The sequence below is a fragment of the Acinetobacter sp. X9 genome (genome assembly GCF_054889255.1).
In genome coordinates, this window is sequence record NZ_CM142679.1 from 3,846,493 (window position 1) to 3,867,459 (window position 20,967).

19 protein-coding genes and 1 pseudogene are annotated in these 20,967 nt (G+C 37.8%); 14 read left to right on the forward strand and 6 right to left on the reverse strand.

Features of this window, described 5'->3' with window-relative positions; genetic code table 11:
• Positions 1-65: 65 nt before the first annotated feature.
• The 4 genes and pseudogenes from dnaK (at position 66) to ACYU0V_RS18340 (ending at position 4,816) form a co-directional block, all read left to right on the forward strand.
• Complete coding sequence (dnaK, locus tag ACYU0V_RS18325; protein ID WP_002115449.1) at positions 66-2,006, forward strand: molecular chaperone DnaK; 1,941 nt, start codon at positions 66-68, stop codon at positions 2,004-2,006.
• A 329-nt stretch (positions 2,007-2,335) separates the two neighbouring features.
• Positions 2,336-3,241, forward strand: a complete 906-nt coding sequence (locus ACYU0V_RS18330) for a matrixin family metalloprotease (RefSeq protein ID WP_461848558.1) — start codon at positions 2,336-2,338, stop codon at positions 3,239-3,241.
• A gap of 91 nt (positions 3,242-3,332) precedes the next feature.
• Positions 3,333-4,340: pseudogene (locus tag ACYU0V_RS18335) on the forward strand (M57 family metalloprotease).
• Positions 4,341-4,441: 101 nt separating this feature from the next.
• Positions 4,442-4,816: a hypothetical protein gene (locus ACYU0V_RS18340; RefSeq protein WP_014207668.1), complete on the forward strand. Its 375-nt coding sequence runs from the start codon at positions 4,442-4,444 to the stop codon at positions 4,814-4,816.
• Between the two features lie 63 nt (positions 4,817-4,879).
• On the opposite strand, the gene ACYU0V_RS18345 is transcribed toward ACYU0V_RS18340, so the two are convergent.
• The 3 genes from ACYU0V_RS18345 to purE form a co-directional block, all read right to left on the reverse strand.
• Positions 4,880-6,172 (reverse strand): lytic murein transglycosylase, encoded by a 1,293-nt coding sequence (locus ACYU0V_RS18345; RefSeq protein ID WP_068550883.1) that lies wholly within the window; start codon positions 6,170-6,172, stop codon positions 4,880-4,882.
• Between the two features lie 699 nt (positions 6,173-6,871).
• Entirely contained in the window at positions 6,872-7,993 is a 1,122-nt protein-coding gene (locus ACYU0V_RS18350; RefSeq protein ID WP_461848561.1) for a 5-(carboxyamino)imidazole ribonucleotide synthase, read from the reverse strand.
• 9 nt (positions 7,994-8,002) lie between these two features.
• Positions 8,003-8,518 (reverse strand): 5-(carboxyamino)imidazole ribonucleotide mutase, encoded by a 516-nt coding sequence (gene purE / locus ACYU0V_RS18355; protein WP_002115451.1) that lies wholly within the window; start codon positions 8,516-8,518, stop codon positions 8,003-8,005.
• Between the two features lie 228 nt (positions 8,519-8,746).
• Here purE and ACYU0V_RS18360 point away from each other — a divergent pair, with 228 nt between their 5' ends.
• Positions 8,747-9,205: a hypothetical protein gene (locus tag ACYU0V_RS18360; RefSeq protein WP_060466613.1), complete on the forward strand. Its 459-nt coding sequence runs from the start codon at positions 8,747-8,749 to the stop codon at positions 9,203-9,205.
• A gap of 70 nt (positions 9,206-9,275) precedes the next feature.
• Here ACYU0V_RS18360 and ACYU0V_RS18365 read toward each other — a convergent pair whose 3' ends face one another.
• Positions 9,276-9,638, reverse strand: a complete 363-nt coding sequence (locus ACYU0V_RS18365; protein WP_075384089.1) for a DMT family protein — start codon at positions 9,636-9,638, stop codon at positions 9,276-9,278.
• A gap of 240 nt (positions 9,639-9,878) precedes the next feature.
• Here ACYU0V_RS18365 and mpl point away from each other — a divergent pair, with 240 nt between their 5' ends.
• Entirely contained in the window at positions 9,879-11,252 is a 1,374-nt protein-coding gene (gene mpl, locus ACYU0V_RS18370) for a UDP-N-acetylmuramate:L-alanyl-gamma-D-glutamyl-meso-diaminopimelate ligase (protein WP_151283554.1), read from the forward strand.
• A 67-nt stretch (positions 11,253-11,319) separates the two neighbouring features.
• Here the strand turns inward: mpl and ACYU0V_RS18375 are convergent, their stop codons facing one another.
• A complete protein-coding gene (locus ACYU0V_RS18375) occupies positions 11,320-12,570 on the reverse strand; it encodes a low temperature requirement protein A (RefSeq protein ID WP_461848564.1) in 1,251 nt (416 codons plus the stop codon).
• A gap of 135 nt (positions 12,571-12,705) precedes the next feature.
• Here ACYU0V_RS18375 and ACYU0V_RS18380 point away from each other — a divergent pair, with 135 nt between their 5' ends.
• The 8 genes from ACYU0V_RS18380 (at position 12,706) to ACYU0V_RS18415 (ending at position 20,210) form a co-directional block, all read left to right on the forward strand.
• Positions 12,706-13,302, forward strand: a complete 597-nt coding sequence (locus tag ACYU0V_RS18380; RefSeq protein WP_060466610.1) for an undecaprenyl-diphosphatase — start codon at positions 12,706-12,708, stop codon at positions 13,300-13,302.
• 319 nt (positions 13,303-13,621) lie between these two features.
• Entirely contained in the window at positions 13,622-14,578 is a 957-nt protein-coding gene (locus ACYU0V_RS18385) for a TerC family protein (RefSeq protein WP_017386224.1), read from the forward strand.
• Between the two features lie 188 nt (positions 14,579-14,766).
• The gene (locus tag ACYU0V_RS18390) at positions 14,767-15,132 is read left to right on the forward strand and encodes a hypothetical protein (RefSeq protein ID WP_032053122.1); all 366 of its coding nucleotides are present in this window, start codon (positions 14,767-14,769) and stop codon (positions 15,130-15,132) included.
• A gap of 21 nt (positions 15,133-15,153) precedes the next feature.
• Positions 15,154-16,314: a glutathionylspermidine synthase family protein gene (locus tag ACYU0V_RS18395; RefSeq protein WP_461848566.1), complete on the forward strand. Its 1,161-nt coding sequence runs from the start codon at positions 15,154-15,156 to the stop codon at positions 16,312-16,314.
• A 292-nt stretch (positions 16,315-16,606) separates the two neighbouring features.
• The gene (locus tag ACYU0V_RS18400) at positions 16,607-17,662 is read left to right on the forward strand and encodes an aromatic ring-hydroxylating oxygenase subunit alpha (protein ID WP_206236890.1); all 1,056 of its coding nucleotides are present in this window, start codon (positions 16,607-16,609) and stop codon (positions 17,660-17,662) included.
• Positions 17,663-17,718: 56 nt separating this feature from the next.
• Complete coding sequence (guaD, locus tag ACYU0V_RS18405; protein WP_461848569.1) at positions 17,719-19,044, forward strand: guanine deaminase; 1,326 nt, start codon at positions 17,719-17,721, stop codon at positions 19,042-19,044.
• A 214-nt stretch (positions 19,045-19,258) separates the two neighbouring features.
• Complete coding sequence (gene hpt / locus ACYU0V_RS18410) at positions 19,259-19,786, forward strand: hypoxanthine phosphoribosyltransferase (protein WP_002115408.1); 528 nt, start codon at positions 19,259-19,261, stop codon at positions 19,784-19,786.
• Positions 19,787-19,958: 172 nt separating this feature from the next.
• On the forward strand, positions 19,959-20,210 hold the full coding sequence (locus ACYU0V_RS18415) for a GlsB/YeaQ/YmgE family stress response membrane protein (RefSeq protein WP_461848571.1): 252 nt from the start codon (positions 19,959-19,961) through the stop codon (positions 20,208-20,210).
• Positions 20,211-20,262: 52 nt separating this feature from the next.
• Here ACYU0V_RS18415 and ACYU0V_RS18420 read toward each other — a convergent pair whose 3' ends face one another.
• The gene (locus tag ACYU0V_RS18420; protein WP_032038253.1) at positions 20,263-20,961 is read right to left on the reverse strand and encodes a DsbC family protein; all 699 of its coding nucleotides are present in this window, start codon (positions 20,959-20,961) and stop codon (positions 20,263-20,265) included.
• Positions 20,962-20,967: the final 6 nt, after the last annotated feature.

Here is a 20,967-nt window from a genome sequence, read left to right on the forward strand (position 1 = left end):
AGATTCACTCTCATATCGGATAACAAGCAAAAACATTGCAAAAGAATTTTTGAGGAAAACGTCACATGGCAAAAATTATTGGTATTGACTTAGGTACTACCAACTCATGCGTTGCTGTACTTGAAGGCGATAAAGTAAAAGTAATCGAAAACGCTGAAGGCGCACGTACAACTCCATCGATCATTGCTTATAAAGATGGCGAGATCTTAGTAGGTCAAAGTGCTAAGCGTCAGGCAGTAACTAACCCGAAAAATACATTATTCGCTATCAAGCGTTTAATCGGTCGTCGTTATGAAGATCAAGCGGTACAAAAAGATATCGGTCTTGTACCTTATAAAATCATCAAAGCAGACAATGGCGATGCTTGGGTTGAAGTAAACGATAAAAAATTAGCGCCTCAACAGGTTTCTGCTGAAATCTTGAAAAAGATGAAGAAAACTGCAGAAGACTATTTAGGTGAAACAGTTACTGAAGCAGTTATTACTGTTCCTGCTTACTTTAACGATGCTCAACGTCAAGCAACTAAAGATGCGGGTAAAATCGCTGGTTTAGACGTTAAACGTATCATTAACGAACCAACTGCTGCTGCGCTTGCGTTCGGTATGGACAAAAAAGAAGGCGACCGTAAAGTTGCAGTTTACGACTTAGGTGGTGGTACTTTTGACGTATCAATCATTGAAATCGCAGACCTTGATGGCGACCAACAAATCGAAGTGTTATCAACAAACGGTGATACTTTCCTTGGTGGTGAAGACTTTGATAACGCATTAATTGAATTCTTAGTTGAAGAATTTAAGAAAGAACAAAGTGTGAACTTGAAAAATGATCCACTTGCGTTACAACGTTTGAAAGAAGCTGCTGAAAAAGCAAAAATCGAGCTTTCTTCATCAAATGCAACTGAAATCAACCTTCCATACATCACTGCTGATGCAACTGGTCCTAAACACTTAGTGATCAATGTAACACGTGCGAAACTTGAAGGTTTGGTTGCTGATTTAGTTGCTCGCACTATTGAGCCTTGTAAAATCGCACTTAAAGATGCTGGTCTTTCGACTTCAGACATCTCTGACGTGATCTTGGTTGGTGGTCAGTCTCGTATGCCACTTGTACAACAAAAAGTACAAGAGTTCTTTGGTAAAGAGCCACGTAAAGACGTGAACCCTGACGAAGCAGTTGCAATCGGTGCTGCGATTCAAGGTGCGGTATTGTCTGGTGACAAAACTGACGTTCTTTTATTAGACGTAACTCCATTAACTTTAGGTATTGAAACAATGGGTGGTGTATTAACACCAATCATTGAGAAAAACACGACGATTCCTGCGAAGAAATCACAAGTGTTCTCTACTGCTGCTGACAACCAGCCTGCCGTAGACATTTCAGTTTACCAAGGTGAACGTAAGATGGCTCAACAAAACAAATTGTTGGGTAACTTCCAATTAGGCGATATTCCACCTGCTCCACGTGGTGTGCCACAAATTGAAGTATCTTTCGACATCAATGCTGATGGTATCTTGAAAGTATCTGCTAAAGATAAGAGCACTGGTAAAGAGCAATCGATCCAGATTAAAGCGAACTCAGGTTTGTCTGATGCTGAAATCGAAGCAATGATTAAAGATGCTGAAGCGAATGCTGAAGAAGATCGTAAGTTTGAAGAACTTGCAAAAGCGCGTAACGAAGCTGATGCATTAATTTCAAGCTCGAACAAAGCTGTTAAAGATCTTGGTGATAAAGTTACTGAAGATGAAAAAACAGCTGTAAGCACTGCCGTTTCTGAACTTGAAGCAGCAACAAAAGAAAATGATGTAGAAGATATCAAAGCAAAAACTGAAGCTTTACAAAACATCTTGATGCCTATCACTCAACGTGCTTATGAACAAGCGCAACAAGCTGGTGGTGCTGAAGGCTTTGATCCAAATGCATTCCAAGGTGGTGATGCGGGTCAACAAAAAGCAGATGATGGTGTTGTAGACGCTGAGTTCACTGAAGTTAAAGATGACAAAAAATAATTTGTTTCTTTAATAAAAAACCGCGCTTAGGCGCGGTTTTTTATTGTTTACAAAAAGTAACAATAAGTTTTTTAATGATATTATTCAAATGTTTCTGTCAGAAAGATCAATGATAAAAACTAAATATTTAATTTTAAATAATATTTTTTTGCTAAAAAATCACTGTTATTTACTACATTAATTATTTGATTATTGCCAAGTCTAAGAACATCTTTTTTAATTTTTCGACCAATATCACAAACCTCACCTAATCTATTGAGATTTTTATCGTTTTGACGAATTAAATTAAGTAGCTAACAATAAGATTTATTTATATTTTTTATTTTGCCATGAAAAAATTTCTATGGTGGGGATTGAGCTTATGCTTATGCATGGGCTTACAAACAACACTTTTTGCTCAAAGCAATCTGCCAATTAATTCATCTCATCAGCCTTTAAAATACCGAATTGCTTTTATTGATCCTCGATTTCAACTCACTAAAGAACAATTAGTTGAGGTAAGCCAACAAGCTGCTGAAATCTGGCAAAAAGAAACTGGGAAGATCTATTTTATTTATGATTCACAGGCTCAATTGTCAATTAACTTAATCTATGATGATCATCAACTGGTTAAAGATGAACAGCAAAACAATTTGGATGCACTTTTGCAAAAGCAGGAAGCTTGGCACATTAAAAATGAAGAAATTGTTTCAAATAAACAAGAGGTTGCTAAACTATCAACTGATTTGAACAAGAAAAAGGCCAATCTAAAAGCGGAGTTTGAACAATATCAACAAGATGTAACGCGCTTTAATCAAGGAGAACAGCAGTACTCTAGTGCCAATAATTTAAAAGAATGGCAAAAACAACTAGAGCAAAAATCGGAAAATTTACGAAATGAATCTAACAGTCTAAATCTTAAGATTCAATCACTTAACTTAAAAATTAAAGAGCTAAATCGAGAGCAAAGTGACTTAGGCGCTTTAAAAACACAATTCAAACTAGAGCAGAAAACGAGTATTCAACCCTTCCATAAAGGATTATTCAGTCAAAACCAAATCCAGATTTACGGCTATGCTTCTTTAAATGACTTACGTTTGACCCTTGCTCATGAACTTGGGCATGCTTTAGGACTAAACCATACTACCAACCCAAAATCTTTAATGTATCCCTATTTAAAAGAGCAAGATATTCATAACTTTAAATTAACAGATTCAGATTTAGATTTATTAGGTTCAATTTATAGATCCAATTAAAAAATATTAAAGTTAAATGATTAAAAAAACTACACAAAACCAAAAATATTAAATTTTTTCTAAAAAATAATTTAGTATTTGGTAAAAAATCATGAGACTAAAGTCTCATTTATTTATCCAAATTGTACGTTTTTTGATTGATTTTTCATTTTACATTCTTATAATACGTTTTTTTTAAATCTCCCCTTCGATTATGCGTTTAACATCTTTGTTATTAGGCGTAGCCTTTGCTTTTTCTAATTTTCAGGCTAATGCTAATCTTGCAACTCCAGCTCATACTCAAATCCAGCAAAAAGCAGGTCAACATTTGACTTACAAAATTGCTGATATTGATCCACGTTTTGGTTTAAGCCAAGACCAATTAATTCAAATTAGTCAACAAGCTGCAGACATTTGGAAACAAGGTACTGGACAGGATTATTTTACTTATGATCCAAATGCAAAGTTAGAAATTCGTTTAGTTTACGATAATAGCCAAAGCCGTTCTGAACAGCGTCAAAAAATCGCAGCTCAGTTCCAACGAGAACAGCAACGTGTAATTGATGAACAGCAACAAATTAAGCAATTGAAGCAAACCCTTAGTCAAACTCAGTCTGAGCTTGAAAATAAGAAGCAGATTTTGAATGGCAAATTGAAAAATCTTGACCAACTAATGATGGAGCTTAACCAAGGCAAATTAGCACCTGAATACAGCGCTAAATCTTTGGCTAAAACTCAGAAAGATTTGCAAAAACAAACTGTTGCTTTAAAGAAAGAAATTGCTGCATATAATCAGCAAGCTAAAGACTTAAATGTCAAAGTGACTCATTTTAATCAGATTAATAATGAGTTTAATAATTCATTGAACCAATTTAAGCAAAATGCTCAAGCGGATGTCTTTAAAAAAGGTATCTATAACGGCAAACAAATTGTGATTTATGAGTTTAAGTCTATTGATGATTTACGCTTAACGATTGCTCATGAGTTAGGACATGCACTTGGTTTAAAACATAGTGATCAACCAAATGCATTAATGTACTCAGTACGTAAAGATGGTGACAAAAAAATCACTGGACTTACTGATGCTGACCGTGATCTATTAAATGCTTTACCTCAATAATTAAAAGCTTGATATAAAATGATGTATCTATTTCTATGTAGATACATCGAAATTGATATCAAAGTCATGTTATTGTGGTCATAAGAGCTAACGAAAATAGAATGGAGATCAAGATGAGTTATTATCATATCCTGATTGAAGTAAATGATCATATCAGCACGATTGAACAAACTCGTGATATTGAACTGTTTGATATTATTGAAATTAAACCATACCTCCATTCTATTTTAATTCCCTTTTTCAATGAGCATGAAATCGAGCTTGAGGATGAAAATATCGAATATAAAGATATTCTCCATCTTGAAGTAAAACAGACTCTGTTACCGATTGAACATTTAATTGAAGAAGAGCAAAAGCAATTACCAAGTGATACTGATGTCACGATCACTGCGTATGAAATCTTTAATGATCGTGATTTAAGCCAAGATGTTACGTCAGTTATTTTTGATATTTTGGAAGCAGTTAAATTAGAGTGATTATCTTATATAAGTACCTATAAAAAAGGTCTGCATGAGCAGACCTTTTTTATTATTTCCAGTTTATTGCATCATTTTCTGAGCTTGTTCTTGACGGAATGCACGTAAAATTTGTTGCCCTGCCCGTCCTGTTGGATTTAAACCTAAACGAGTCTGCTCCTGACGAATAGCTACGCGGGTTTTATCTCCAATAAGGCCGTCAACTGCACCAATATCATAGCCACGATTAATCAAAAATTGTTGGATTTCACGACGTTCTGCACGTGAAGTTCCCGGATCATCAGTTGGCCAAGACGCAACAAATGGACCAGCACCTTTTAAACGATCAGATAAATGTGCAATCGCAAGTCCATAGCTTTCCGCAGCGTTATAGCTGTAGATAGCATCAAAATTCTTAAATACTAAAAATACTGGACCATTTATACCTGCAGGTGCCATTAAACCCGCTGAAGTATTACCAGATAAAGCTCCTTGAACAAGTGGAGAACCATCAATTCGGGTCACCCCTCGTGCACTCCAGCTACTTAAAGCTTTCTTTGAACGTCGCCCTTCTCCATCAATTGACATACCTTGGGGAACTTTGACTTCAAAACCCCACGGCATTCCTGTTTGCCAACCTGCTTTATTTAAGAAATTAGCAGTTGAAGCCAGTGCATCAGCTGTACTCGACACTAAATCTCGACGACCATCTCCATCAAAATCAACAGCTAAACGTTCATAGGTAGATGGCATAAATTGAGTATGACCAAATGCCCCAGCCCATGAACCTTTCAGTTGATCTTCGGTTAAATCACCACGTTGTAAAATACGCATAGTGGCAAAAAACTCGGTGCGGAAATAACTTTGTCGACGCCCTTCACAACTTAAAGTGCCGAGTGCTTGTAATAAAGGATATTTACCAGAAATATCACCAAAATTACTTTCAACACCCCACACTGCTACAATTGTTTCCGGCGGCACACCGTAGATTTGAGAAGCACGGTTTAAAACATCTCGATGTTGCGCCAGTTTTTGTTTACCAAGCTCAACGCGCTCTTCATCAACTAGACCAGAAAGATAATCCCAAATTGGTGTCGAAAATTCTGGTTGATAGTTTAATTTATCAATAACTGAATAATCTGGGGTCAAGTTTTGGGTATAACGATCATAAGTTGTACCAGATACTCCAGCAGCAATTGCTTGAGAACGTAAATTTGCCAAACAGCTTTGGAAATTATTATTAGGCGTATAATCTTCACTCGTCACTACTGGAACAGTAGCACTGCTAGATATTGTAGAACCATTAATTACGAGCTCTGCTTGAGCCTGAGTCATCGCTAAAAATACAGAGCCAACAATACAAGAAAAACGTCGCATATTATCCTAGTTCGATTTTTAAATTTAAATTTGTAAGTACCATACCATTATGAGTCCAAAATTTCAGAGAGAAAACGTAAATTTGAATTCATAATCTCTACTTTAAATTCATTTCCCATGTTTTAAATTCAAATTTTCTACTTTATTTTTGAATTTAAAATTCTCTAGATCAAAATTATTGTTTTTGAATTCAAAACCGATACTCAAGTTTAAATTCAAAAGTACTTCTTTAAATTTAAACTATAACGCAGGCGTTTCTGTGGATAAACTTATCCACAATCGAGCAAAAACAGCTCTATTTATTGATTCCATTCTATATTTCATTATTCTTGATGACACGAAAAATCCAATCAACCAAACAATCTATATTTTTAAATTCAAAAATCACGCATAATTTAAATTCAAACTTACCGCGTTATTTTAAATTTAAAACACTTTAGCAAACACCACTAGTTTTGAATTCAAAAAACATGAGCTCTATCATCAGCTACAAATCAAACTCTCTTGTGGATAACTAACTTTAAATTCAAAATAATCAAGCTTCACTTTTTAAATTTAAAAAATACCATCAATATTTAAATTCAAAAATTCCTATAAAAAGTTATCCACAACCCTAAAATATGTATGTTCTATCATTTTTTAAATTTAAAGATAAAAAAAGCGATCCGAAGATCGCTTTTTAGAGAATTAAAAATACTTTTAGAGGGTCATATCTGCTGTTAAAGCAAGTGGTTCTGGCAAAATTTCTGCCAATTGACGGCATAAATTCGTCAATTCATTACTATCCACAGGCATTAAAGTAATATGGCCTAATTTGCGGCCAGCACGTTCTGACTTGTTATAAAGATGCAGATGAGCACCATTTAAGGCAAGTACATCCTCAGTTTTAGGATGTTGACCAATAATATTGATCATAACTGTTGGGCGAATAACTTCTGTTGAGCCTAATGGTAATCCTGCAACAGCTCGAATATGGTTTTCAAACTGAGAACAAACCGCGCCTTCAATTGACCAGTGGCCTGAGTTATGCACACGTGGTGCCATCTCATTTGCACATAAACCTTGTTCTGTTACAAATAGCTCGAGAGTCAGCACACCAACATAGTTAAGGTGATTCAACAAACGAGTAATGTAGTCTTGAGCAACGGGTTGCAAAGCTTCACTATTCGGTGCTGGAATAATTGAATGCGATAAAATACCATTATGGTGGTGATTTTCAGCCAGTGGCCAAGTTTTTACCTCACCATTTTGGCCGCGCACCGCAATAATTGAAACTTCACGAGAGAATTTAACAAAGCTTTCAGCAACTAGACTTTTTGCAGGACCAAGTTCAGCCCAAGCAGTATCAATCTGGTCTTCTGAACGAAGTACAAACTGACCTTTACCGTCATATCCACCAGTTGCAGTCTTAAGTACAATCGGTAAACCAAGCTCAGCAACAGCCTTTTTCAAGCTTTCTAAGCTATCTACAGCACGATACGGCGCAACAGGAATAGTAAGCTCATCAAACAATGCTTTTTCTGACAAACGATTTTGCGCAGTCGCTAAAGCAACACGGGGAGGGTGCAATGTTTTGGTTTGTGTTAAAACATCAACATCTTCAACTGGCGTATTTTCAAATTCAAGACTGAAAACATCAGCACTTTCAATAAACTGCTTTAAGCCTTGCTCATCTTGGCTAGAAAAGACTTGGCCTAAAACACCTGCTGGACAATCTGTATTTGCTTCAAAAAAAGTACATTGAATATTTAATGGTAACGCTGCTTGAGCCATCATACGGCCCAGTTGTCCACCACCAAAAATACCGATAGTTTTATCCATCTCAGCCTCTTACACCTGACCCGGAATATTTTTGCTTGCCACTTTATCAGTTTGCGCAGCACGGAAATCAGCAACATTTTTTGCGATTTCAGGACGAGTTAAACCTAAGATTTGTGCAGCCATAATTGCTGCATTCGTCGCACCAGCTGGACCAATCGCCAAAGTACCCACTGCAATACCTGCTGGCATTTGTACGATTGAAAGCAAAGAATCTACACCATTTAAAATTGATGATTTAACTGGCACACCTAAAACAGGTAAATCAGTTTTTGCGGCACACATTCCAGGTAAATGCGCTGCACCGCCTGCACCGGCAATAATCACTTGAATACCGCGATCACGTGCAGTTTCTGCATATTCAAATAAACGATCTGGAGTACGATGAGCAGATACCACTTCCGCTTCAAATGGGACACCAAGCTGTTTAAGCATATTGGCTGTGTTTTCGAGAGTTGCCCAATCAGATTGAGAACCCATAATAATTCCAACGAGAGGTTGAGCGTCTTGTGCTGCGGCCGCATTCATTGCTAATGTTCCAGAGACAAAAGTAAAAGAAGATAAATCTCGACGAGAGCCAAGTTTTAAATGGTTCGGAAGCCCACTATTATAGACTGATTTTTCATCTCACGAAAATTTAACTGACTAGCTCTGCGAATATTTTTAATATCATCAAAAAATGTCATGCTTTAACAGTGACACATTCTCAATTTTTATTAATATAACGCACTTAATCAAATCAATAAGAGCTTAATAATGAAAAAATTTCTTGGAGTCCTAATACTCACACTTTGCACAACAACGAGTTACGCGGCTTTAGTAAATTTAAACATCGATGAATTTCAAAAAACCATTAAAACTTTAAATAAAGAAAAGGGTTATAACGGAGAAATCAAAAGTGGAGCATTAACTGGCAAAGTCCAAGAGAAATTTATTGTTACTGGAACATCTGCTACTGATGAGAGAGAACCAGTTCTGATGACTGGTTATTATCTTGGTGCGACTGAAGTAGGAAATTTATATTCAATTACTGAATATCGCATTTACTGTGACGATCAGACCTATGGTTTTGCCATGTCTAATTTTGAGCCTGATGGCGCCTTAAGTTTAACTACAACAGACAGTAATTATGCTTTTGACTATGAAGACCCAACGCCAAGAGATCAGCAATTTTCTAAAATTCTAAAAAAAGCATGTAAGTATTCAGCTAAATAAATAGTTATGTCTACTAACTATGGCTTGTTATTAAATAGAATAAATCATTTAATTCACAAGCCATAGGAGCTTACTGGCTTCTAAATACGAAATAAACACAACCGAATAGGCATAACATCGCCCATAAGTAATCGAGTTTAAAGGGTTGCTTAAACAAGAAAATCATAAAAGGTACAAACACGACCAATGTAACCACTTCCTGAGTGATCTTCATTTCACCGAGTAACCAGCCTTGTGCACTTAGCATACGAGTGGCTGGAATCATAAAACTATATTCAAGTAAGGCAATAATCCAACCGAATAGAATCGCTTGCCAAAGTGGAGCGTGGTGCAAAAATTTAAGATGCCCATACCATGCAAGTGTCATAAAGCAGTTAGAAATAATTAATAGCGTAAAAGCTAAAACCGTTGGGCTCAAAGGCACATCCTTCATCATCACGATGATTTAAGTATTTTAACGATACAAAACATTATAAAAGATAAAACTGTAATTCAGCTTAAATCTAAAAAATAAAGCTGTAGTTTTATTAGGGTCTCAAACACATAGAACAACAACGATTTTTGACTATCTTTTCGAGTTTAGCCTTGCTATCGTTGCTGGCAAATTTATCAATAATGCACACACAGCAATTCATTTTAATGTTGTGTACAAAAGCAGTGGAGAAGGCGAGCAATGCATCTGCATATCTTGGGTATTTGTGGCACTTTTATGGGCTCTTTAGCACTTTTGGCTCGTGATTTAGGACATAAGGTAACTGGTTCCGATTTAAACGTTTACCCACCGATGTCTACCCAGTTAGAAAATGCAGGCATTACACTCATGCAAGGCTATGACCGTAGTCATTTGCAGCCTCATCCGGACTTGGTTATTGTCGGCAATGCTATGAAACGTGGTATTGATGCTGTCGAATACATGCTAAACGAAGGTCTGCCATATATTTCTGGTCCACAGTTCCTTGCCGATCATGTTTTACAAGGTAAACATGTACTTGGTGTAGCAGGTACTCACGGGAAAACAACAACTACGACCATGTTAGCTTGGGTACTTGATCAAGCTGGTTTAAATCCGGGCTTTTTAATTGGTGGTGTCCCACTTGGTTTTAGTGAAAGTGCTCGTTTAGGCGGTGGCAAATATTTCTGCGTTGAAGCCGATGAATATGACTCCGCTTTCTTTGATAAACGTTCTAAGTTTGTTCATTATCACCCAAAAACGGCGATTTTAAATAACCTTGAATTTGACCATGCCGATATTTTTGATGACCTAGCAGCGATTCAAAAACAGTTCCATCATCTTGTGCGTACCATTCCAAGTGAAGGTCGTATTATTGCGCCAATTACTGAAACTCATATTGATGAAGTGCTTGAAATGGGTTGCTGGACACCAGTGATTCGTACAAGTTTAGAAGCGAATGAAAAAGCTGCATTGTCTGCCGAATTAATCTCAATTGATGGTAGTCATTTTAAAGTACTCGAAAATGGCAATGCCGTTGGTGAAGTTAAATGGACCATGACAGGGCAACATAGCGTAGCGAATGCTTTAGCAACCATTGCAGCCGCTCAGCATGTGGGTGTGGCGCTTGAAACAGCTTGTGAAGCTTTGTCTAACTTTGGTGGCGTGAAACGTCGTATGGAATTACTCGACACAGTCAATGGTATTGAGGTTTATGATGACTTCGCTCACCATCCAACAGCAATTGACACGACTTTAGATGGCGCACGTAAACGCTTAGGTGAACGCCGTTTATGGGCCATTATTGAACCACGTTCAAACACGATGCGTATGGGCAGTCATAAAGATGGCTTAGCACATTCAGCACGCTTAGCAGACGAAGTGATCTGGTATCAGCCAGAAGGCTTAGATTGGGATTTACAACCTGTAATTGAAGCTGCTTCTAACCATGCTCAAGTGAGCCGTTCACTTGATGAAATTATTGAGCGTATTGTCAATGAAGCAGGTGAGGGCGATGCCGTTGTGATTATGTCTAATGGTGGCTTTGGTGGCTTACATCAAAAATTAATGAGTGCATTAAAAGCAAAAGCTGCTTAAATTTCGCTTTAGATGATTCAATAAAAAATGGGTTTCAAATTGAAACCCATTTTTTTATCAGTGCCTTTTAAAGCTTTTCTGGCTTTATATTGGTCATAAATTTAGTAGAAATCATTAAACGTAAACTATAGACAATGCCCATCGCAAAAACGCTATATCCCACGTTATTACAAATAAACGGAATACATAAAATAATGAGCGCTGTGATTGGGTAAAACCATTTCGTGATTCCAGATAAGCATTGGAACTCATAAAGTACCCAAATACAGGTGGTATAAAGCACTACACTCACCGCAACAACTATTCCCATATATAAATCAGAAATATGCGCATGATGGGTTGTAACATCCACGGCAGCAGCAAGCGCAGCACCTACCGCAGCAATACTGACAAAAACAAAATAATGGCCGTATCCCCAAACAAATGGGCGTACACCTTTTACATGATGGTGTTGTTCACTACGATCAAAATAAGCCCACCACATTGCGAACATGAGCATCAATCCACCCACCATCAAGAAAATGGCAGGGATATTCATTGATTGAGCGGCTAAAGCATCACGTATGGTATTAAAACTACCGACAATCGACTCACCCAACACAATAATTGTGAGTAAGGCATAACGTTCTACAATATGATGAGGATGCCACGGCGTTGGTGAATATTTTTCTGCATAGATTGGAACAAATAACTCCACTACAACCAGAAATAAAAATAGAGGTATTGAAAGTACATGAGCAAAGTTAGCCACAAGCCAGCCAATTTGTACTAAGACTATACCTATTGCATAGCGATAAGCCGTAACTCGCCTTTCAGGATCATGTTTTGCTGCTCTGAGCCACTGAGTCACCAAGGCCATGCGCATGATCACATAACCGATAATGATTACATCAAAATCCTGACTACGAAACACATCAGGGATACCCGCTGCCATCACCAATGACCCTACAATCTGTATAAAGGTAAGACATCGATACAATGCATCATCGTTATCGTAAGCCGAGGCAAACCATGAAAAATTCATCCATGCCCACCACAGCGCAAAAAATACCATCAGGTAGCTTGGTAATGCATGCCAGAGGTGATTTTCAATAATTGCATGATGTAACTGCTGACCCGCTGTTGCAATCGCGACCACAAAAATTAAATCGAACAATAATTCGAGTGGAGTCGCTGCTCTATGCTGCTGATCAGGATCTCTTGGGGATAGGGGCCTCAAGCTTAATTTTTTCTGTTTTTCTTGAGTAGTCATAAAATAACGTTCTCGAATAAAGTGCCAACACGTTAACACTTTAATATTAACGCCCAGAACACGCATTAAAAAATATCTAGACCTGTTGTTTAATCTTTACCCATCAGCGAGCTATATTTCATTTTTGTGACAATTCTTTATCAAGACCTTAAGCTTAATTCTTTATCATAGCTCACGTTTTTGTTCTTGTTTGGAATATGAATGTCTTTAGAAACACTCAACCTTAGCTTATTCCATGTGATTAATGGGGCTCAGGATGCGAGTCAATTTATCATTCGTCTTGCTATCTTTTTTGCTAATGATCTCCTCTATATTCTCTTATTCATCCTTACATTTTTATGGTTTTATGGCGATCAAGATTTAAAAAATAGGGTCATTAAATCTGTCTTTTTAACCTGCGTATCACTTTTAGTAGGTTACGTTATTTCTCTGTTTTACCATCACTCAAGACCGTTTGTCATGGGTGTGGGTACGACTTTTATTGAACATGCACCAACGGCATCTTTTCCAAGTAATCATATGCTGATTTTCAGCACCATTGCTTTATCTTATTTGTTTGCTCAGCGCAAAATGATTGGAATCATTCTGTTATTTTTGTCATTTGTGGTAGCGTGGTCACGTATTTATTTAGGTGTGCATTTCCCTTTAGACATGTTAGGGGCTTTTATTGTCGCACTACTAGTCAATACAGCAGGTTATTACTTCTGGAATGCTTACGGTACAAGTTTGACGGCATTCTGTATTCATATTTATCAGATTATCTGCAAACCACTTTTAGACCGCGGTTTAATTAAATAACCTATAGATCTTTTTTTGCATTCAAACCACGACATTAAGTTCAGTTGCGTAATACAAAAAAATCTGCCATTCTATGTCGACTTGGATATGTTTTATCCAAAACAGAATTTAGTTTGACAAGGGGAGTAGCCTCCTCCAAACATAACAGCAGTGTTATGTGTCAGATATCGTCAATACGCTTTTATTAAAAAGTCGGTATCTGAGCATCGTGAAATTCATGATGTAGGCAAGACCTTGATCATGTTGATACAGATGTTTAATTCATCTGGCAACTGGTCGAGGTTTTTTTATGCCCAATTGCCGGATGTATGGAGGATTTATGGAATCGATCGGCAATTTATGGCTGTACATAGCATTCTTTGGCATAGTCATTGTGATGCTCCTGATTGACTTTTTAGGCTTTAAGCAAAAGCAAGGTCAGGATGTCTCAATTAAGCAAGCTGCTTACTGGAGTGTGGCGTGGGTAAGCGTCGCAGCCCTATTTGGTGGTGGTTTATGGCTTTACCTACAACAAACAGTTGGGGTGACCTTAGCAAACCAAAAAACTATGGAATACTTTGCGGGTTACTTACTCGAAAAGTCCCTCGCAATTGACAACGTTTTCGTCTGGTTAATGATTTTCGCAGCGTTTGCTATTCCAGCTGCACTACAACGTAAAATTTTGCTCTACGGCGTATTAGGTGCCATCGTACTACGTACCCTCTTTATTTTTATTGGTGCATGGTTCGTTCAAGAGTTTTCTTGGGTACTTTATATCTTCGGTGCGTTCTTAGTATATACAGGCTTTAAGTTCTTAAAAGGCCAAGATGAAGAAACCAATATTGAAGATATCAAGCTCTTAAAATGGTTACGTAACCATATGCGCATTACACCACAGCTTGAAGGTGACAAATTCTTTGTACGTCAAAACGGTTTATTGTGGGCAACGCCGTTATTTCTAGTTTTGATTTTGGTTGAAGCTTCAGACGTGATTTTCGCAGTAGACTCTATTCCTGCTATTTTCGCGGTAACTAGCGACCCGTTTATTGTTTTAACGGCGAACTTAATGGCAATTTTAGGTTTACGCGCAATGTTCTTTTTACTTGCTGGCGCTGCGACTAAATTGCATTACTTACCATACGGTTTAGGCATCATCTTATTGTTCATTGGTGCGAAAATGTTGTTGCTTGATGTATTCCACATGCCAATCTGGATCTCGTTAAGCTTTATCGTAATAGTGTTAGCAATCACTGCTTACCTTTCTCTACGACACAACAAAAAGCAATTGCAGTCTTAATTCATCACAACAAGGCATCTACACGTGAGATGCCTTGTTATCTAAATTTTCAAAATAGACTGTACTTTAAAAAAACAGATTAATATTATATGCCAACTTAAAATTTATCTTTCCTAATCAGAAACATAATAGATAACAGCTATTCGGTATTTTATGCCGAACATACTTATTAAAATGTGTGGAGTCTCATGCGTTCTAAAAAAATTAATCTTGTCGTTGTCCCTCTATTAATCACGGCATGTAGTCATAATGATGGTCCTTTAGTACAAGACGTATATAACAACCAATATGACTGTGCTCGCGACTGGAATAATGAAACATGTAAACAAGAAAATAGCTCCAGTGGACATGGTTCTAGCTATGTTGGTAGTCGCTATTTAGGTCCTGCGTATTATCGAAATAATCGGGAAGTTTCTTATCACGGCAATACCTTACATCCTTACAGCAATTTGAGTGTAGGCCAACCAATTATTTCAAGCACAGCGAAAAGTTCGTCTTTTTCATCCCCAATTCGTGGTGGTTTTGGCCGTAGCGGTTTTTCTTTCGGCGGCTAAGTCTTTAGGCATTCACTCAATATGAAAAGAAAAATATTTACTCCACGACCAGACTGGCAAGTGGAGCATCAAAATATTGGTTTTGATTATTTTAATTTACCTTCTCTTGATGGCTCAATTTACTGGTCTGAAGGAGTTGCTTATGAGTTTACCCTTAAGCAGATTGAACAACTTGAAGATGCAGCAAATGAACTGCATCAGATGTGTTTATTGGTAGTAGGAGACCTTATTCAACGGGGCGACTATCCTGCTTATTTTCAAATTCCTGAAGTCGCTATAAACCATATTGAACATTCATGGAAACAAAATGCTCCGATGCTGTATGGCCGCTTTGATTTCGCTTACGATGGGCGAAATATCAAAATGCTGGAATATAACGCCGACACGCCGACTGGCTTACTCGAAGCCTCTGTCGCGCAGTGGCTGTGGATAGAACAAGTCTCAGGCATTGCAAACCGAGATCAATTCAATAGCATTCATGAAGACCTGATTAAACGCTGGAAAACAATTTTACCGCGTGGTAGCCATGTGCATTTTGCTGCTTGTCAGGAGGCTGGAAGGGAAGACTGGGGTAATTTAGAGTACTTGATGGATACGGCTTATCAAGCTCATCTACAAGTTTCCGAGCTTTCTATGGAAAACATAGGCTGGAACGGGCAAGATTTTGTTGATCTCCATAATCAGCCCATTCAAAACATATTTAAGCTCTACCCATGGGAATGGATCTGGGAAGAAGCCTTTTCTCAATATATCCATCCACAAACACAGTGGATTGAACCTTGTTGGAAAATGTTACTTTCAAATAAAGCGATTCTGGTTGAGCTTTGGAAGCGTTATCCAAACCATCCATTGTTGATTGAAACCCATGCGTATGAACCGCAACAAGCTTTGTCTGGCAAATGGGTGAAAAAGCCGATTTTGGCAAGGGAAGGGGCCAATATTCGAGTTTTACAAGACGGCCATGACCAAGGTGCGGCTTCTGGTAGCTTTTATTTTGATGACTATGACAAATACGGTTATGTCGCACAGAAATGGGTAGATACCCCATTATTTTCAGGACAACTGCCTACACTCGGTTTATGGATGGTCGGACATCAATGTGCAGGTATGTCTATTCGTGAAGATTGCTATGACATTATTGGTAATGATGCTCACTTTGCAGCACATTATTTTGTCGAGTAATAAGTACCTAGAGGTATTTAAAAAAGCACTTTTGAGGTGCTTTTTTATTATGCTTGATTCGCAATCAAACAGTGCATTTTACGTATATAGCGAATAATGAACTTTAGTTTCTAAAGCTAAATTAGAACAAAAATTCAAAAATATAATGACTTAATCTTATGTAATTTAATAATTTTATTCTTATTTCTTCAATTAAAAATCAATATTGGCAAGCTCTTTGCATCTCCTAAAAAGAAAAAAGCCTAGATTTTAAGGGCTCGTGAGAGCCCTGATTTTTTTAAGGAGTGATGCCATGAATGCGATTCCAACTTTAACGCCCCTTGCCATGCCGTGTAACAGTAGTTTTGAAGCAAAAGATTGGGAAATTTTATCTACTCACTGGTATCCCGTCGCACGTACTCAAGATGTCTCTACTGCACCTCAACGAGTCACGCTACTAGACGTCAATATGGCGTTATATAAAACAGAAAGTGGTGAAATTCATCTAGTTCGAGATATTTGTCCACATCGTGGGGTTCCTTTAACCAAAGGTTGGGTGGATGGTGAGGAGATTGTGTGTCCTTATCATGGTCTACGCTATAACACTGAAGGGAAATGTACTCAAATACCAGCTCAACCCGAGTTAACCAAAATTTCTGATCGTTTTTCTCTGACCAAATTTCCAGTTGTTGAACGATATGGTCTCATTTGGACCAGTATTCATGGTCGTGATATTGCTAAAGCCAATATTCCTATATTAGATACTTGGGACCACGCAGAGCATCAATCAATTTTACCGCCTTTTGTAGATATTGGCGGTTCTAGCGGACGTCAACTTGAAGGGTTTATAGATGTCGCTCATTTTGCGTGGGTACATCATAATGCCTTTGCGAGTCGTGATAATCCCGTCGTCCCTAAATATCATACTGAACGTACCGACTATGGTTTAAAAACGGTCTATATCAGTAATGTCAGTAATTATCCACATGAACTAAAACATCTCGAGCCAGAAGGCTTTTTGTGGAAGCGCACCTTTGATGTCTATCCACCTTTTTCAGCCGTCCTTACAGTCGATTTTCCAGAAGGTGGGGTCTTAAAAATCTTGAATGCGTGCTGTCCTATTTCAATCAATAAAACCCGTTTATTTGTTCCACTCACCCGTAACTTTGATCAGACAGGTGATTTAGAAAAGGTATATGCGTTTAATGCCCAAATTTTTGCCGAAGACCAAGATATGGTCGAATCACAAAAGCCAGAAGAACTGCCGCTTGATTTAATGATGGAAGCACATTTTGAAGCAGACCGTTCATCAACGACTTATCGACGGATTTTGGCTGAATGGGGACTAAGTAAACGTTATACCGTTTAAATATTGGCTAACTGGGGTACAATCAATCGAAAAAAGTGAAAATATAAAGGCTTTCCATGTCATTGATCGCAAATACCACCGTTGTGCGTGGTCGTTTTTTAGATATCCAGCAAACCGTCTCTGAGCCAACTGATATTCCAAATCAAGTGCGTTATTTGGAAGATGGTGTATTGGTTAGTGAACATGGAAAAATCAAATGGTTTGGTGCATGGGAAGATGCAGAGCAGCATCTACCTGCTGGGGTTGAGATTCAACATTATCCAGAACAATTGATTGTACCTGGCTTTATTGATACCCATATTCATTTCCCGCAAACAGAAATGGTTGGAGCATACGGCGAACAACTTTTGAGCTGGCTCAATACTTATACGTTCCCAACTGAAATCCAGTTTCAGGACAAAGCATATGCAAGTGAAATTGCCCAATTCTTTGTTCAAGAGCTACTGAAACACGGTACAACCACAGCATTGGTTTTCTGTACGGTTCACCCCGAGTCTGTTGATGCCTTATTTAAAGCCGCAGAACACGTTCAGATGCGTTTAATTGCTGGTAAGGTACTCATGGACCGCCATGCACCTGAAGCGCTTTGTGATACGCCAGAAACAGCTTACAGCGACACCAAAGCACTGATTGAGAAATGGCATGGTAAGGGCCGTGCTCTCTATGCGATTACTCCACGTTTTGCACCAACGTCTACACCTGAACAGTTAGAAAGAGCAGGGCAGTTAAAACAAGAATTTCCAGATGTTTATGTACATACCCATTTAAGTGAAAACAAAGATGAAATCGCTTGGGTGAAATCTTTATTTCCAGAACAAGCAGGCTATTTAGATGTTTATCAACATTATGGCCTGACTGGTAAACGTTCTGTATTTGCTCATTGCGTTCACTTAGAAGATCAAGAATGGCAATGTATGCATGATACACAATCGGCTATTGCATTTTGCCCAACGTCAAACCTGTTCTTAGGCAGTGGTTTATTTCCACTGAAAAAAACTTGGGAAAAACAAGTGAAAGTAGGCTTAGGGACAGATATCGGTGCTGGTACATCATTTAGTTTGCTGCAAACCGTTAACGAGGCTTATAAGGTTCAGCAGTTACAAGGTGATAAACTTTCAGCTTATGAAGCGCTCTATCATGCAACTTTAGGTGGAGCAAAAGCGCTTGATTTACAAGATCAGTTAGGCAACTTCAATGTCGGTAAAGAAGCAGACTTTGTGGTACTGAATCTCAAGCCAACAGCATTACAGGAACTTCGCCAGTCTAAATCCAAATCTGTTGAAGACTCACTGTTTGCATTATTCACTTTAGGTGATGACCGTAATATTGAGGCGACTTATATTTATGGAAACCGTGCTTATCAAAAAGAAACAGCCAAATAAAAAAGTCATTGTTAAGTTTTTGTTATTATTTGGAATATGTGCTCTTGCATTAAAGCGTGATCGACATAATCCGCAAAATGATAAAATTTCACAGCCATCAAAGGGTGCATGAAACGTCATTTTGCTTTAAAATTTTACCATTAACTCAGATTTTCGAGGTGTTGCAGGTCAACACCTTTTTTATTTTTTCTTTTATATCTTGTAGGAATCTGCCATGACTGTTGCAATGAGCATCATGATTTCAACCGAAGAAATTCAAGCAAAAGTCAAAGAGCTCGGCGAGCAAATTAACGCTCACTATGCAAATAGTGATAAAGAATTAGTTCTTATTGGACTACTTCGTGGTTCTGTTATTTTCATGGCAGACTTGTGCCGTACAATTACTAAACCGCATGAACTCGACTTCATGACAGTGTCTAGCTACGGCGGCGGTACGACTTCAAGTCGAGATGTCAAAATCTTAAAAGATCTTGACGGTGAAATTCGCGGTAAAGATGTATTGGTTGTTGAAGACATTATCGACTCAGGCAATACCTTAAGCAAAGTCGTTGAAATGTTGCAAACTCGCGAGCCAAATTCAATTCAACTCTGCACATTAGTGAGTAAACCATCTCGCCGTGAAATTGATCTTGAAGTGAAATTTTTAGGTTTTGAAGTTGAAGACAGATTCATTGTGGGTTACGGCTTAGACTACGATCAAAAATATCGCCACTTGCCATTTATTGGTGAAATTGGTTTATAAATTTCAGAGAAATAGCACCGCAAGGTGCTATTTTTTTATATAAAGCCTTAGCTTTGAACAAAAAAGACACAAAAAATCGCAATCTGCTACAGACAAAATAGACAGCTCTACCGCACGATAGAATATGAAGCAAAATCATTAACTTCATCAAAAAAACAACTGGAGAACAAATATGTGGTCACTTATTGTTGCTATTGTAGTTGGTTTCTTTGCTGGCTTAATCGCTCGTGCTTTGCATCCTGGGGATGATAAAGCAGGTTTCATCGTAACGACCTTGATTGGTATTGCAGGTTCACTTCTAGCTACTTATGGTGGTCGTTTACTTGGACTTTACGGCGAAAACTCAGCTGCAGGCTTTATCGCATCCGTGATTGGTGCCATCGTTATTCTTTTTATCTACAACTTGATTACACGAAAAAGCTAAACTTTAATTCATTTATAAAAAAAGCACCTTATGGTGCTTTTTTTAATTTATTTTAAAGACCTAACTCTTTCCATACGGCCTGAATTTCTTCAGCAGAGCGTGCGCCAACCAGTTTGAAACCATTCGCAAAAATTAGGGTAGGGGTGCCGTTAAAGCCGAGTTTTTTTCCTAATTCCAAATTACGGTCAATTGGGTTTGCACAGCTCGTAACTGTTGGTTTAACACCTTGCTGAATCAGTTTTTTCCATGAGTAAGATTGATTTGGTGCACACCAAACTTGTCTAGAAACCACAATAGACTGAGGTTTTAAAGGATAGATGAACGTATAAATAGTCACATCTTTAAGCTTATCGAGTTCAGGTTCAAGCTGCTTACAATAAGGACAATTTGGATCAGAAAATACTGCTAAAACATGCTGGCCATTACCTTTGACTGTTTTAATCGCATCTTTTAAAGGCAGTTGTTTCCAATCAATTGAGTTCTGTCCTAAAACTAGATCTTTGGTTAAGTTCTTTTGGTCTTTTAACCGAATCATAGAGCCTACAAACATATGTTGCCCATCTTCACCAACATAAATGATTTGCTGATCAAGATTAGCGCTATATAGCCCGGGCATTTCAGTTTTCTGAATATTGCTAATTTTCAAATTAGGATATTGTTTTTTAATATTTTCCCTAACAGTATCTACATTAGCGAAACTCACACTTGCAGTTAGGCTAAATAATGCCAATATTCCTAATTTTTTAAGCATAAAACC

Excerpts from the sequence above, each read along its gene's own strand:
- dnaK (WP_002115449.1), top strand. The coding sequence starts at position 66 with ATGGCAAAAATTATTGGTATTGACTTAGGTACTACCAACTCATGCGTT.
- ACYU0V_RS18330 (WP_461848558.1), top strand. The coding sequence starts at position 2,336 with ATGAAAAAATTTCTATGGTGGGGATTGAGCTTATGCTTATGCATGGGC.
- ACYU0V_RS18340 (WP_014207668.1), top strand. The coding sequence starts at position 4,442 with ATGGAGATCAAGATGAGTTATTATCATATCCTGATTGAAGTAAATGAT.
- ACYU0V_RS18345 (WP_068550883.1), bottom strand. The coding sequence starts at position 6,172 with ATGCGACGTTTTTCTTGTATTGTTGGCTCTGTATTTTTAGCGATGACT.
- ACYU0V_RS18350 (WP_461848561.1), bottom strand. The coding sequence starts at position 7,993 with ATGGATAAAACTATCGGTATTTTTGGTGGTGGACAACTGGGCCGTATG.
- purE (WP_002115451.1), bottom strand. The coding sequence starts at position 8,518 with ATGAATGCGGCCGCAGCACAAGACGCTCAACCTCTCGTTGGAATTATT.
- ACYU0V_RS18360 (WP_060466613.1), top strand. The coding sequence starts at position 8,747 with ATGAAAAAATTTCTTGGAGTCCTAATACTCACACTTTGCACAACAACG.
- ACYU0V_RS18365 (WP_075384089.1), bottom strand. The coding sequence starts at position 9,638 with ATGAAGGATGTGCCTTTGAGCCCAACGGTTTTAGCTTTTACGCTATTA.
- mpl (WP_151283554.1), top strand. The coding sequence starts at position 9,879 with ATGCATCTGCATATCTTGGGTATTTGTGGCACTTTTATGGGCTCTTTA.
- ACYU0V_RS18375 (WP_461848564.1), bottom strand. The coding sequence starts at position 12,570 with ATGCGTGTTCTGGGCGTTAATATTAAAGTGTTAACGTGTTGGCACTTT.
- ACYU0V_RS18380 (WP_060466610.1), top strand. The coding sequence starts at position 12,706 with ATGTCTTTAGAAACACTCAACCTTAGCTTATTCCATGTGATTAATGGG.
- ACYU0V_RS18385 (WP_017386224.1), top strand. The coding sequence starts at position 13,622 with ATGGAATCGATCGGCAATTTATGGCTGTACATAGCATTCTTTGGCATA.
- ACYU0V_RS18390 (WP_032053122.1), top strand. The coding sequence starts at position 14,767 with ATGCGTTCTAAAAAAATTAATCTTGTCGTTGTCCCTCTATTAATCACG.
- ACYU0V_RS18395 (WP_461848566.1), top strand. The coding sequence starts at position 15,154 with ATGAAAAGAAAAATATTTACTCCACGACCAGACTGGCAAGTGGAGCAT.
- ACYU0V_RS18400 (WP_206236890.1), top strand. The coding sequence starts at position 16,607 with ATGAATGCGATTCCAACTTTAACGCCCCTTGCCATGCCGTGTAACAGT.
- guaD (WP_461848569.1), top strand. The coding sequence starts at position 17,719 with ATGTCATTGATCGCAAATACCACCGTTGTGCGTGGTCGTTTTTTAGAT.
- hpt (WP_002115408.1), top strand. The coding sequence starts at position 19,259 with ATGACTGTTGCAATGAGCATCATGATTTCAACCGAAGAAATTCAAGCA.
- ACYU0V_RS18415 (WP_461848571.1), top strand. The coding sequence starts at position 19,959 with ATGTGGTCACTTATTGTTGCTATTGTAGTTGGTTTCTTTGCTGGCTTA.
- ACYU0V_RS18420 (WP_032038253.1), bottom strand. The coding sequence starts at position 20,961 with ATGCTTAAAAAATTAGGAATATTGGCATTATTTAGCCTAACTGCAAGT.